This is a genomic window from Pseudomonas sp. PAGU 2196, from assembly GCF_022179005.1.
Taxonomy (GTDB): domain Bacteria; phylum Pseudomonadota; class Gammaproteobacteria; order Pseudomonadales; family Pseudomonadaceae; genus Aquipseudomonas; species Aquipseudomonas kermanshahensis.
This window is the reverse complement of the sequence record NZ_BNTL01000028.1, coordinates 84,432-97,297: the sequence shown is the minus strand read 5'-3', so window position 1 is coordinate 97,297 and position 12,866 is coordinate 84,432. Positions and strand designations below refer to the sequence as shown.

12 protein-coding genes are annotated in these 12,866 nt (G+C 63.2%); 9 read left to right on the top strand and 3 right to left on the bottom strand.

Features of this window, described 5'->3' with window-relative positions:
• The 8 genes from wspR to MFF34_RS21955 all read left to right on the top strand — a co-directional run bounded on the left by wspR (window position 1) and on the right by MFF34_RS21955 (window position 7,980).
• Entirely contained in the window at window positions 1-1,005 is a 1,005-nt protein-coding gene (gene wspR / locus MFF34_RS21990; protein WP_027595748.1) for a Wsp signal transduction system regulator diguanylate cyclase WspR, read from the top strand.
• 127 nt (window positions 1,006-1,132) lie between these two features.
• Window positions 1,133-2,228 (top strand): peptide chain release factor 2 gene (gene prfB, locus MFF34_RS21985; RefSeq protein ID WP_097151322.1). Its coding sequence is split into 2 segments (ribosomal slippage): window positions 1,133-1,204 and window positions 1,206-2,228, totalling 1,095 coding nucleotides; the frame shifts between segments, so codons are not numbered across the junction.
• 93 nt (window positions 2,229-2,321) lie between these two features.
• Entirely contained in the window at window positions 2,322-3,824 is a 1,503-nt protein-coding gene (lysS, locus tag MFF34_RS21980) for a lysine--tRNA ligase (protein WP_238216427.1), read from the top strand.
• A gap of 205 nt (window positions 3,825-4,029) precedes the next feature.
• Window positions 4,030-4,734: a TetR/AcrR family transcriptional regulator gene (locus MFF34_RS21975; RefSeq protein ID WP_027595751.1), complete on the top strand. Its 705-nt coding sequence runs from the start codon at window positions 4,030-4,032 to the stop codon at window positions 4,732-4,734.
• Between the two features lie 29 nt (window positions 4,735-4,763).
• A complete protein-coding gene (locus MFF34_RS21970) occupies window positions 4,764-5,312 on the top strand; it encodes a hypothetical protein (protein WP_238216425.1) in 549 nt (182 codons plus the stop codon).
• A gap of 172 nt (window positions 5,313-5,484) precedes the next feature.
• Complete coding sequence (locus MFF34_RS21965; protein WP_027595753.1) at window positions 5,485-6,762, top strand: flavohemoglobin expression-modulating QEGLA motif protein; 1,278 nt, start codon at window positions 5,485-5,487, stop codon at window positions 6,760-6,762.
• Window positions 6,734-7,657 carry an alpha/beta hydrolase gene (locus tag MFF34_RS21960; RefSeq protein ID WP_238216423.1) on the top strand — a complete coding sequence of 308 codons (924 nt, stop codon included), beginning with the start codon at window positions 6,734-6,736 and terminating at the stop codon, window positions 7,655-7,657. Before MFF34_RS21965 ends, MFF34_RS21960 begins: the two co-directional genes overlap by 29 nt.
• Window positions 7,654-7,980 (top strand): hypothetical protein, encoded by a 327-nt coding sequence (locus MFF34_RS21955; RefSeq protein ID WP_027595755.1) that lies wholly within the window; start codon window positions 7,654-7,656, stop codon window positions 7,978-7,980. Before MFF34_RS21960 ends, MFF34_RS21955 begins: the two co-directional genes overlap by 4 nt.
• Window positions 7,981-8,131: 151 nt before the next feature.
• On the opposite strand, the gene MFF34_RS21950 is transcribed toward MFF34_RS21955, so the two are convergent.
• The 3 genes from MFF34_RS21950 to MFF34_RS21940 all read right to left on the bottom strand — a co-directional run bounded on the left by MFF34_RS21950 (window position 8,132) and on the right by MFF34_RS21940 (window position 10,004).
• Window positions 8,132-8,920 carry an OmpA family protein gene (locus MFF34_RS21950; RefSeq protein WP_099453108.1) on the bottom strand — a complete coding sequence of 263 codons (789 nt, stop codon included), beginning with the start codon at window positions 8,918-8,920 and terminating at the stop codon, window positions 8,132-8,134.
• 50 nt (window positions 8,921-8,970) lie between these two features.
• Window positions 8,971-9,384: a DUF4398 domain-containing protein gene (locus MFF34_RS21945; protein ID WP_027595759.1), complete on the bottom strand. Its 414-nt coding sequence runs from the start codon at window positions 9,382-9,384 to the stop codon at window positions 8,971-8,973.
• A 275-nt stretch (window positions 9,385-9,659) separates the two neighbouring features.
• Window positions 9,660-10,004: a pilin assembly protein gene (locus MFF34_RS21940; RefSeq protein WP_238216421.1), complete on the bottom strand. Its 345-nt coding sequence runs from the start codon at window positions 10,002-10,004 to the stop codon at window positions 9,660-9,662.
• Between the two features lie 180 nt (window positions 10,005-10,184).
• Between MFF34_RS21940 and ppc the strand changes: the two genes are divergently transcribed.
• A complete protein-coding gene (gene ppc, locus MFF34_RS21935) occupies window positions 10,185-12,812 on the top strand; it encodes a phosphoenolpyruvate carboxylase (RefSeq protein ID WP_238216418.1) in 2,628 nt (875 codons plus the stop codon).
• Window positions 12,813-12,866 lie beyond the last annotated feature (54 nt).

Below are 12,866 nucleotides of genomic sequence, written 5' to 3'. Positions count from 1 at the left end.
ATGAATGATCTACCGATCGAAGGTTTCGCGACCACCAACGAAAACTCGGCGATGGTGCTGTTGGTCGACGATCAGGCAATGATCGGCGAGGCGGTGCGACGTGGCCTGGCCCATGAAGACAACATCGACTTCCATTTCTGCGCCGACCCGCACCAGGCCGTGGCCCAGGCCATGCGCATCAAGCCGACGGTGATCCTGCAGGACCTGATCATGCCGGGGCTGGATGGGCTGACGCTGGTGCGTGAGTACCGCAACAACCCGGCTACCCAAGATATCCCGATCATCGTCCTGTCGACCAAGGAAGACCCGCTGGTGAAGAGCGCGGCGTTTGCTGCGGGGGCCAACGACTACCTGGTCAAGTTGCCGGACAACATCGAACTGGTGGCGCGCATTCGCTACCACTCGCGTTCCTACCTGACGTTGCTCCAGCGTGACGAGGCGTACCGCGCCCTGCGGGTCAGCCAGCAGCAGTTGCTCGATTCCAACCTGATGCTGCAGCGGTTGATGAACTCCGATGGCCTGACCGGGCTGTCCAACCGGCGGCACTTCGACGAATACCTGGAGCTGGAATGGCGCCGGGCCATGCGTGAGCAGCAGCAGTTGTCGTTGTTGATGATCGATGTCGACTACTTCAAGGCCTACAACGACAGTTTCGGGCATTTGGCGGGTGATGAGGCGTTGCGCCAAGTGGCTGAAGCGATCCGCGGCTCGTGCTCGCGGCCGACCGATCTGCCGGCGCGTTATGGGGGCGAGGAGTTTGCCTTGGTGTTGCCCAATACGTCCCCAGGCGGGGCGCGGCTGATTGCCGAGAAACTGCGTCAGACGGTGTTGGCGCTGGGCATTCCGCACACGGCGCCAGCGGCGGATTCGCGGTTGACGGTGAGCATTGGCCTGGCGACCCAGACGCCGGCGGTGGGCGGGCATTGCCGGCAGTTGATTTCGGCGGCGGACAAGGGGCTGTACCTGGCCAAGAATGGAGGGCGTAACCAAGTGGGTATCGCTTGAGGTTGCGGCTGCGGCGTAGTGCTTTGTAGTTCCGGGTGCAGGGTACCGCCCGGCGGGTCTGCCGCCATGCGTTGGACTCGGTTATACTCGCAGGCTTTTCACCGAATTCGCACGAGAGCCGTCGCCCATGGAAATCCAACCGATCCTGAACACCATCAAGGACCTCACCGAGCGTTCCCAGTCAATTCGGGGGTATCTTTGACTACGATCAAAAGCATGACCGCCTGATCGAAGTCAACCGCGAGCTGGAAGACCCGGCCGTCTGGAACAAGCCTGAGTATGCCCAGGCCCTGGGCCGCGAACGTGCCATGCTGGTACAGGTCGTCGAGACGTTGGACAAGATGGCCAACGGCCTGGCCGACTGCAAGGACCTGCTCGACATGGCCGTCGAGGAAGAGGACGAAAGCGCCGTCGGCGACGTCGTGACCGAGCTGGAAGGCCTGGAAGAAAAACTGGCCCAGCTTGAGTTCCGTCGCATGTTCAGCGGCGAGATGGACATGAACAACGCCTACCTGGACATCCAGGCCGGCTCCGGCGGTACCGAAGCGCAGGACTGGGCCAACATCCTGCTGCGCATGTACCTGCGCTGGGCCGACAAGCGCGGTTTCGACGCCACCATCATCGAGCTCTCCGAAGGTGAAGTCGCCGGCATCAAGGGCGCCACCGTGCACATCAAGGGCGAATATGCCTTCGGCTGGCTGCGCACCGAAATCGGCGTGCACCGCCTGGTCCGTAAAAGCCCGTTCGACTCCGGCGCCCGTCGCCACACCTCGTTCTCGGCGGTATTCGTGTCGCCCGAGATTGACGACAAGGTCGAAATCGACATCAACCCGTCCGACCTGCGCGTCGACACCTACCGCTCTTCGGGCGCTGGTGGTCAGCACGTAAACACCACCGACTCCGCGGTGCGTATTACCCACGTGCCGACCAACACCGTGGTGGCCTGCCAGAACGAACGCTCCCAGCACGCCAACAAAGACACCGCCATGAAAATGCTGCGGGCCAAGTTGTACGAGCTGGAGATGCAGAAGCGCAACGCCGCTTCCCAGGCGCTGGAAGACAGCAAGTCGGACATCGGTTGGGGCCACCAGATCCGCTCCTACGTACTGGATGACTCGCGCATCAAGGACTTGCGGACCGGCGTTGAGCGCAGCGACTGCCAGAAGGTGCTGGACGGCGACCTCGACCAGTACCTGGAAGCGAGCCTCAAGCAAGGGCTGTAAGCCGCACACCACTGCCGCGATGCCTGGCTACCCGCCGGCATCGCGTGCCCTGCCCGAAAAGGGCAACGAATACCTGATGGAAAGAATGACGACATGAGCGACCTCAATAGCGCACCGCAAGACCTGCAACAGGAAGAAAACGCCCTGATCGCCCTGCGCAAGGAAAAACTTGCCGCAGAGCGCGCCAAGGGCAATGCCTTCCCCAATGACTTCCGTCGCGACAGCTACTGCAACGACCTGCAGAAACAGTACGCCGACAAGACCAAGGAAGAACTGGAAGCTGCAGCGATTCCGGTCAAGGTTGCCGGGCGCATCATGCTCAACCGTGGCTCGTTCATGGTCATCCAGGACATGACTGGCCGCATCCAGGTCTACGTCAACCGCAAGACCCTGCCGGAAGAAACCCTGGCCGCCGTCAAGACCTGGGACCTGGGCGACATCATCAGCGCCGAGGGCACCCTGGCCCGCTCCGGCAAAGGTGACCTGTACGTCGAAATGACCAACGTGCGCCTGCTGACCAAGTCGCTGCGCCCGCTGCCCGACAAGCACCATGGCCTGACCGACACCGAGCAGCGCTACCGTCAGCGTTACGTCGACCTGATGGTCAACGAAGAAACCCGCCACACCTTCCGTGTTCGCTCGCAGGTGATTTCGCACATCCGCAAGTTCCTGATCGAGCGCGACTTCCTCGAAGTCGAGACGCCGATGCTGCAGACCATCCCAGGCGGCGCCGCGGCCAAACCGTTCGAAACCCACCACAATGCCCTGGACATGGCCATGTTCCTGCGCATTGCGCCAGAGCTGTACCTCAAGCGTCTGGTAGTCGGTGGTTTCGAGAAAGTCTTCGAGATCAACCGCAACTTCCGTAACGAAGGCGTTTCGACCCGGCACAACCCTGAGTTCACCATGCTCGAGTTCTACCAGGCCTACGCTGACTACACCGACAACATGGACCTCACCGAAGAGCTGTTCCGCGAGCTGGCGCAGCTGGTGCTGGGCAGCACCGACGTGCCGTACGGCGACAAGGTGTTCCACTTCGGCGAGCCGTTCGTGCGCCTGTCGGTGTTCGACTCGATCCTCAAGTACAACCCTGAGCTGACCGCTGCCGACCTGCTAGACGTCGACCGTGCCCGTGACATCGCCAAAAAGGCCGGTGCCAAGGTGCTGGGCCACGAAGGCCTGGGCAAGCTGCAAGTGATGATTTTCGAAGAGCTGGTCGAGCACAAGCTGGAGCAGCCGCACTTCATCACCGAGTACCCGTTCGAAGTGTCGCCGCTGGCCCGTCGCAACGACGACAACCCGGCCGTGACCGACCGCTTCGAGCTGTTCATCGGTGGCCGCGAAATCGCCAACGCCTACTCCGAGCTGAACGATGCCGAAGACCAGGCTGAGCGCTTCCTGGCCCAGGTGGCCGAGAAGGATGCCGGTGACGACGAAGCCATGCACTACGATGCCGACTTCGTCCGCGCCCTGGAATACGGCATGCCGCCAACCGCCGGTGAAGGCATCGGCATCGACCGCCTGGTGATGCTGCTGACCAACTCGCCGTCGATTCGCGATGTGATCCTGTTCCCACATATGCGTCCGCAGGCCTGAGTGATCTGAGAAAGCCGCCTCTAGGGGCGGCTTTTTCTTGCCTGAAGCCTTATGTTGTCTGCACCGGCCCTTTCGCGGGCAAGCCCCCTCCCACAGGTATTGCGCTGCCCTCAGGCGCGGTACGATCCCTGTGGGAGCGGGCTTGCCCGCGAAGGGGCCGGTACAGCCAACACACCGTCCGTGAGGTAACCCCGTGACCCCCGCAATCGCTGAGCAAGGCGCCGCCGGCATCGCCACCGCCGTCGCCGAAAGTGTGCAGTACCAGGGCCGCAAGACCGCCCGCCAAGGCAGCGAGCAGCGCCGCCAGCTGATCCTCGACGCCGCCATGCGCATCGTCGTGCGCGATGGTGTGCGCGGTGTGCGCCACCGTGCCGTGGCCGCCGAGGCGGGTGTGCCGTTGTCGGCCACCACCTATTACTTCAAGGACATCGAGGACCTGCTCACCGATACCTTCGCCCAGTACGTCGAGCGCAGCGCCGCCTACATGGCCAAGCTCTGGGCCAACACCGAGGTGGTGCTGCGCCAGATGCTCGCCCAGGGCGATGGCAGCCCGCAGGCGCGAGCGCGGCTGGCCGACGAAGTGGCAAGCATGACCGCTGACTATGTGTCGCGTCAGTTGCTTAACCGGCGCGACTTTCTGATGGCCGAGCAGGCCTTCCGTCAGGAGGCACTGCTGTGCCCGCGTTTGGCCGAGCTGGTGTGCGCCCACGACCAGATTCTGCTGCACGGCACCCGGCAATTGCTGCAGGTGGTCGGCTCGCGGCAACCGGAACAAGACGCCCAAATGTTGACGGCGATTATCGAGCAGATGGAATATCAGGGCCTGCTCAAGGATGCGAACGCGCAAGCCGATGGGCAGATGCTCGCTATGCTTACCCGTTACCTGCACCTGGTGTTGGCATCGGCCTGAGCTGAGACCTTATTTTCAAGGAGAACCTGATGAAAGCCTGGCGTGTGGTGCTGTTGACGCTGTCATTCCTGCTGCTGGGCGGTTGTCTGGTGACCTTCCATGAGCCCTTGCCGAGCAACCAGGCCGCGCCCAAGGCCCTGCTCGGCAAGTGGAGCAGCAAGGACGCCTGGGGCGAACCGCTGAGGCTGTCGATCAGCCGCAGTGGCGGCGATGCCTACAAGGCGGTGGCCACGGCCAAGGGCAAAGCCCCCGAAGAGTACGTCTTCACCGTCTCGCGCCACGGCAACCGCTGGTACCTCTCGGCCGGCGTGCCCAAGCGCCTGGGTGGCAATTTCCTGATTGGCGGTTTTGAAGTCGTCGATGGCAAGGAACTGGTGGTGTACAACCTGGATGTCGAGCAGGTGCAGCAGGCCGTGAAAAACAAAGAGCTGACCGGACGCAACACCGAAGTGCCGGAAGACAACGGCGAGGGCGTGCTCATCGACAGCCCCTCGGCGCGGGTGCTGGCCTACCTGGACGACCCGGCCAACTCCGACCTGTTCGTCGAGGTGGCACGCTTCCAGCGCTCCGGCAAGTAATGACCTCTGCCGTCCTTTTCAGGGTTTGAAACTGCAATGCGATCCCGGTAGGAGCAGCCTTGTGCTGCGAAAGGGCCGGTAAGACAACAGATATTTGTTGCCGATAAAGGCCTCTTCGCAGCACAAGGCTGCTCCTACAGGGACCGAGGCCGAGGCAGATAAGGAGTCCCCGGTGGACGAGTACCAGCAGACCATACGCGCGCTGTCAGACCGCATCGTTGCGGCGCAGACCCCCATCCGCGTACTCGATGCGGTGAAATGGGACGACAACATCCGCCACGGCTTCCTCAAGGCCAAGGGCAAAGAGCCACCCGCGGTAGACCGCGCCTATTACCAGTCGCGGCCGCTGTCGTTCGACTCCAGCGCGGTCAAGGCCGAATTCCAGAACATCGAACGTGACATCACTCGCCGGCTCGGGCAGTTCAACCCGGTCGGGCAGATCATGCGGCGCATGTGCAAGGAATACCGCATGGTGGTGCGTATGCTCGAGGCACGCGGCACCGAGGACTTCGGGCTGATCTCGCAGGAGCTGTACGGCGCGGCGTCCGACGCCTTCCACGCCGGTGACCCAACCCTGGCCGACCTGGGCCTGATGCTGTCGGACTACTTGAACAACATCGATGGCCGCGGCGACCTCAAGGACGAGCCAAAGAACCTCACCGCCAAAGAGGCCGTGGACATCCTCCAGCGCCGCCTGAACAAGGTGTTCGGCGAGGCCGAGGAAACCATCCGCGTATTCGAATCCGACGGTATCGTCGCCGATGCGGCGGCCGGTGCCGACTACATCAAGGTACGTGCCGATGCCATGTTCAACAGCCGCGACGTGCGTGCGCTGGAGGTGCATGAAGGCCTGGTGCATGTGGGTACCACGCTGAACGGCCTCAACCAGCCGATCTGCACCTTCCTGGCCAAGGGCCCACCCTCGTCGACGGTGACCCAGGAGGGGCTGGCGATCCTCATGGAGGTGATTGCCTTCGCCTCTTACCCCAGTCGGCTGCGCAAGCTCACCAACCGTACACGCGCCATCCACATGGTCGAGGAGGGCGCCGACTTCCTCCAGGTGTTCGAGTTCTTCCGTGCTCAGGGCTTTGAAATGGCGCAGAGCTACAGCAATGCCAGCCGAGTGTTCCGCGGCTCGGTGCCCAATGGCTTGCCATTCACCAAGGACTTGTCCTACCTCAAGGGCTTCATCATGGTTTACAACTACATTCAGTTGGCCGTGAAGAAGGGCAAGCTCGAGCAGATCCCGCTGCTGTTCTGCGGCAAGACCACGCTGGAAGACATGCGCACCTTGCGCCAACTGGTCGAGGAGGGGCTGGTTGAACCGCCCAAGTACTTGCCCGAACAGTTCCGTGACCTCAACGCACTGTCGGCCTGGATGTGCTTCTCCAACTTCCTCAACCACCTGAGCCTGGATCGCATTGAAGCCGACTACGCGAACATTCTCTGAACGCTGCCACCTGCTGGCCCTTGGCGTGCTCCTGCTGGGCCTGAGCGGTTGCAGCAGCCTGCTGTTCTACCCCGAGCACGGCCAACCGTTTACCCCGGAACGGGCCAAGCTCGACTACCGTGACGTCAGCCTGACCACTTCGGATGGCGTACGCCTGCATGGTTGGTGGCTACCGGCCAAGGCCGGGGTCGATGTCAAAGGCACCGTGCTGCACCTGCACGGCAACGGCGGCAACTTGGCCGGCCATCTGGGCGGCAGCTACTGGCTGCCGGAGCAGGGCTACCAGGTGCTGATGGTCGATTACCGGGGCTATGGGTTGTCTCAGGGCAAACCGAGTTTGCCCGAGGTCTATGAAGACCTCGCGGCGGCCATGGCCTGGCTGGACAAGGCGCCCGAGGTCAAGGGCAAGCCGGTGGTGCTGCTGGGGCAGAGCCTGGGCGGCGCCATGGCCATTCATTACCTGGCGGCCCACCCTGAGCAGCGCCAGCGCTTCAGCGCGCTGGTGTTCGATGGCGTGCCAGCCAGTTACCGTGCAGTCGGGCGGTTTGCCTTGAGCACTTCATGGATGACCTGGCCGCTGCAGGTGCCGCTGTCGTGGCTGGTGCCGGACGGCGACAGTGCGATCCGTTCGATCGAGCGCCTGGACAGCCCGCCGAAGCTGTTCTTCCACAGCATCGACGACCACCTGGTGCCGCTGGATAACGGCATCCGCCTGTACCAGCACGCGCCACCGCCGCGGGTACTGCAGTTGACCCGAGGGGGCCATGTACAAACGTTCGCCGACCCGGTATGGCGCCAGGTGATGCTGCGCTTCCTCGACGACCCGAGTCATTTCAACGGCCTGCGGCGGCTTGCCGAAGTGCCCAATTACCCTGACGAGAAGAACAAGCAATGAGTGAAGAACGCAACGCCATCCCGCTGATCCTGACCGGCGTCGGCAGCATCATCGTGACGGTGGGGGCTTTGTGGTACTACGGTTACCTGCATTTCGCCAAGCCTGAAGATGCCCTGTTGCTGCAGGATTTCACCATGCTCAAGACCCTGCCAGGCGAAGACTACAAAGCCTCCCTCGACCCTGCACCCCAGGTGGCCCAGTGCGTGGACGGTGTGCTGGTGTTGTTCGATACCCAACAGAAAGGCCTGACCGGCGTGTTGGTCGATAACCGCAAACGTGCGGTGCGCTGCATGGGGGAGGAGACGCCGCAGCAGGTGCAGTGAGGGTGTGTGGCTGGAGGGCTATGCCATGGCGTAGATCGAGCGCCGCNNGCGGCGCTCAAGATACGCCACAGCGTAGCCTTACAGCCATGCACTTCTCGCCCAATAAAAAGCCCCGCTTAGACAGCGAGGCTTTTCGTTCTAGCTGCCAGCCTTACTGCGCCTGGCTCACCGAACGTGGTGCCACCGGCTGGTTGTCATTGGAGATGGTCACCTCCACGCGACGGTTCTGCGCACGGCCCGAGTTGCTGCCGTTGTCAGCCACCGGGTACTCCTTGCCGTAACCCTGGGCGACGATTCGCGCTGGGTCTACGCCAGCACGGATCAGCGCCATGCGCACGGCGCCGGCGCGACGCTCGGAGAGGCTCTGGTTGTAGTTGGCCGAGCCGACGCTGTCGGTGTAGCCCTCTACGATGACCTTGCGTTCCGGGTTTTCCTGGAGGAACTGGGCCAGCTTGGTCACGTTGGGGTAGGCATTGCTCTTGAGTACGGCCTTGTTGAAGTCGAACAGCACGTCGCCGAAGGTGACCAGCGTACCGCGGTCGGTCTGCTTGGCATTGAGGCTGTCCTGCAGCTTGGCGATCTGCGCGTCGCGGGCATCCAGCTTGGCCTGGGCGCGCTGGGCGGAGGCGTTTTTCAGTTCGCCTTCAGCCGTACGCAGGGCAATGGTCTGCTTGGCGACTTCGACACGCTGGTTGGTCAGGTAGGCGAGCTGGTCGACCTTCTTCTGGTCCTCGCGGTCCATGTAGGCCTTGTCAGCTTTGTTCAGCCAATCCTGAGCATCTTTGGTTTCCAGCGCCGCGACTTTGCTCGACTGCGGGTCGCTCTGCAGCGCAGAGAAGTTGGTGCGGGCCGACTCAAGGTTGGCGTTCGGGTCGTGCGAGCAGGCTGCAAGACCGACGCTCAGGGCCAGCAGGGCGGGAATCATGACGTGTTTGCGCATAGTGTTCATCCTTTGATCGAGTGCGAAGGCTAAGGGTGGCGGGGCAGGGCTCACTGAGCGCTGCGCAGGCCTTCCTCACGTACGTCCTGAACGCCCTGGCGGGCATCCTGCACGGCCTTCTGGGCCTTGGCCGCCTGAGCCTTGCGTTCGGCGAGGCGGGCGTCCCATTCGGCTTGTTCGGCCAGACGCTTGGCGTCGTCGTACTTCTTGTCGTGCATGGCGATTTCGGCTTGCTTGAACTTGTCCTGCGCCGCTTTCATTTCCACCGCGGCGAACTCGGTGCCGCCGGCACTGACTGCAGAGTTCACGGCAGACTGGGTAACGGCATACTGCTCGGTGGGCGGGTTGCCCGCACAGCCGGCCAGGACCAGGCTACTGCCCAGGGCCAGCGCGGCCAGCTTGAACCCGCGCACATGAGTGGATGACGGTTTGAAAGTGCGGGTCTTCATGGTGGTCAGCTCCATTGGATCACTCCTGATAACGACGATGTCCGTAGCAGTCCATCGCTGAATCCCTGACAGTTTCCGTGAGCTTCAGCTGAACGGTGCACGAGGGCAGTGTGCAGGGTTTTAGCGTGATGGCTAATTGCTCGGACTCAGGCGTTTTTCGAATGGTTCAGAAAAAAATCCCTTAAACGGGTAAGTTTTTCTGACTGATCAGTCAGTGAGTTTTGTGCGGAACTTTCATGCTCAGGCTGGGTATTCCGGGCCTTGCAGGCCCGGAACAGTGTGCATCGAGGTTACTGCTCGCTGTCGTCAGCGGTGCTGCTCAGCTCATGCAAGTGGTGCCGGGACAACGACAGAAAACGCGGGGTGGGGCCGACATCTTCGAACAAGGGGTCGCCTTCTTCATCGGTGGCGATCACTTGGCTCCCCTTTACATAGGGGAAGCTGGCCTCGATTTCCTCGAGGGCCGCCGCCACCAGTTCGCCGAGCAGTTCTTCGGCGGTGCGCTTGGGGTACATGTCGATCAGCGCGGCCAGGCGCGCCTCGGACTCCAAGTCCAGATGCAGCACATGGCCGGTACGGCTGAGGGTGCCTGCGGCATTCTGTTCCCAGTGCTGGGCGAGTTCACGGATTTTCATGATGACCTCTGTCAACGCCTCGAAAGGCTGCATTGCATCGGAGTGCTCTGCTTGCACTTTAGTTTGCTTTGCCGATCACGGCTTGCCCTTAGGCTTGCTATCGGCGCGCGGCTGGGGGCACTCTTGGCCCAGTGCTGTTTCCTGAACGAGTGCGCCAAGGCTGCGCTACAGAGAGGGCCAATGACCGATATCGATGTGCGTTTGCGTGAAGATGTCCATGTGTTGGGGGAGTTGCTCGGCGACACCATTCGTCAGCAGCACGGCGAGGCGTTCCTGCAGAAGATCGAGGGCATCCGCCACAGCGCCAAGGCCGACCGCCGGGTGGCTGGCGAGCAACTGAGCTCGACCCTTGGGGACCTGGCTGACGACGACTTGCTACCGGTAGCAAGGGCGTTCAACCAGTTTCTCAACCTGGCCAACATGGCCGAGCAGTACCAGTTGATCCGCCGCCGCGACGCCGACCAGCCAGAGCCTTTCGAGGCACGCGTGCTGCCTGAGCTGCTGGCCCGCCTGAAGCAGGCCGGGCATGGCAACGACGCCCTGGCGCGGCAGCTGGCCAAGCTAGACATTCAGCTGGTACTGACCGCGCACCCCACCGAAGTGGCGCGGCGCACCTTGATCCAGAAGTACGACGCCATCGCCGGCCAGTTGGCCGCGCAAGACCATCGCGACCTGACCCCCGCCGAACGCCAGCAGGTGCGTGAGCGCCTGCGCCGGCTGATCGCCGAAGCCTGGCACACCGAAGAAATCCGCCGCACCCGGCCGACCCCCGTGGACGAGGCCAAGTGGGGCTTCGCGGTGATCGAGCATTCGCTGTGGCAGGCCATTCCCAACCACCTGCGCAAGGTCGACAAGGCGCTGCACGACGCCACGGGGCTGCGCCTGCCGCTGGAGGCCGCACCTATCCGCTTCGCCTCGTGGATGGGCGGCGACCGCGACGGCAACCCCAATGTCACGGCGGCAGTAACCCGTGAAGTGCTGTTACTGGCACGCTGGATGGCCGCCGATTTGTTCCTGCGTGATATCGATGCCTTGGCCGCCGAGCTGTCCATGCAACACGCCAGCAGCGCGCTGCAGGAGCACGTCGGCGACAGTGCCGAGCCCTACCGCGCAATCCTCAAGCAATTGCGCGACCGCCTCCGTGCTACCCGCGCCTGGGCGCATGCCGCCTTGAGCAGCAGCACGTCTGCCGGTGCCGAAGTACTGGTCGACAACCGCGACCTGATCGCGCCGCTGGAGCTGTGCTACCAGTCGCTGCACGAATGCGGCATGGGTGTGATTGCCGAAGGGCCACTGCTCGACTGCCTGCGCCGTGCCGTGACCTTTGGCCTGTACCTGGGGCGCCTGGACGTGCGCCAGGATGCCGCCCGCCACCGTGACGCGCTGACGGAGATCACCGATTACCTGGGCTTGGGGCGCTATGCCGACTGGGATGAAGAGCAGCGTATCGCCTTCCTCCTGGCCGAACTGAAAAACCGCCGGCCATTATTGCCTGCGCATTTCCAGCCCCAGGCGGAAACCGCCGAGGTGCTGGCCACCTGCCGGGAAATTGCCGCTGCCCCGGCCGCCTCGCTGGGCTCCTATGTCATTTCCATGGCCGGCGCCGCTTCAGATGTGCTGGCCGTGCAGTTGCTGCTCAAGGAAGCTGGGCTGACCCGCCCGATGCGTGTGGTGCCACTGTTCGAAACCCTGGCCGACCTCGACAACGCCGGCCCGGTGATGCAGCGCCTGCTGGGCTTGCCTGGCTATCGCGCTGGCCTGCGCGGGCCGCAGGAAGTGATGATCGGCTATTCCGATTCGGCCAAGGACGCCGGCACCACGGCCGCCGCCTGGGCGCAGTACCGGGCGCAGGAAAACCTGGTGCGCATCTGCCGCGAGCATCAAGTGGAACTGCTGTTGTTCCACGGCCGTGGCGGCACCGTTGGCCGTGGCGGCGGCCCGGCCCACGCGGCGATTCTGTCGCAGCCGCCGGGTTCGGTAGCCGGGCGATTCCGCACCACCGAGCAGGGCGAGATGATCCGCTTCAAGTTCGGTTTGCCCGGTATCGCCGAACAGAACCTCAACCTGTACCTGGCGGCCGTGCTCGAGGCCACGTTATTGCCGCCACCCCCACCAGAACCTGCCTGGCGTGAGGTCATGGACCAATTGGCCGCCGATGGCGTGCAGGCCTACCGCAGCGTGGTGCGCGACAACCCCGATTTCGTCGAGTACTTCCGCCAGTCGACGCCCGAGCAGGAGTTGGGCCGCCTGCCGTTGGGCAGCCGGCCGGCCAAGCGACGCGCGGGCGGCATCGAGAGCCTGCGGGCTATCCCGTGGATCTTCGGCTGGACCCAGACGCGCCTGATGTTGCCTGCCTGGCTGGGCTGGGAAACGGCTTTGAGCAATGCCTTGAAACGCGGCCAGGGCGAGCTGCTGGCGCAAATGCGTGAGCAATGGCCGTTCTTCCGTACCCGTATCGACATGCTGGAGATGGTGCTGGCCAAGGCCGATGCGCAAATCGCCGAGGCCTACGACGAACGTCTAGTGCAACCGGAGTTGCTTCCTTTAGGTGTGCACCTGCGCGACCTATTGTCGCAGTCCTGCCAGGTGGTGCTGGGCCTGACCGGGCAGCCGGTGCTACTGGCGCACAGCCCAGAGACCCTGGAATTCATCAGCTTGCGCAACACCTACCTGGACCCGCTGCACCGCCTTCAGGCCGAGCTGCTGGCGCGCTCGCGCGGCCGCGAAGCCGCTCTGGACAGCCCGTTGGAGCAGGCCTTGCTGGTCACCGTGGCGGGCATTGCAGCAGGCCTGCGCAATACCGGCTGAGGTAACGCGCGGGCCGCCAGGCAAGGGTGCACCTTTAGTCGCAATAGAGGGCGA

Coding starts and splice junctions, on each gene's coding strand:
- ppc (WP_238216418.1), top strand. CDS start 10,185: ATGACCGATATCGATGTGCGTTTGCGTGAAGATGTCCATGTGTTGGGG.
- MFF34_RS21970 (WP_238216425.1), top strand. CDS start 4,764: ATGAAAGCCTGGCGTGTGGTGCTGTTGACGCTGTCATTCCTGCTGCTG.
- MFF34_RS21945 (WP_027595759.1), bottom strand. CDS start 9,384: ATGGAGCTGACCACCATGAAGACCCGCACTTTCAAACCGTCATCCACT.
- MFF34_RS21955 (WP_027595755.1), top strand. CDS start 7,654: ATGAGTGAAGAACGCAACGCCATCCCGCTGATCCTGACCGGCGTCGGC.
- MFF34_RS21940 (WP_238216421.1), bottom strand. CDS start 10,004: ATGAAAATCCGTGAACTCGCCCAGCACTGGGAACAGAATGCCGCAGGC.
- lysS (WP_238216427.1), top strand. CDS start 2,322: ATGAGCGACCTCAATAGCGCACCGCAAGACCTGCAACAGGAAGAAAAC.
- wspR (WP_027595748.1), top strand. CDS start 1: ATGAATGATCTACCGATCGAAGGTTTCGCGACCACCAACGAAAACTCG.
- MFF34_RS21950 (WP_099453108.1), bottom strand. CDS start 8,920: ATGCGCAAACACGTCATGATTCCCGCCCTGCTGGCCCTGAGCGTCGGT.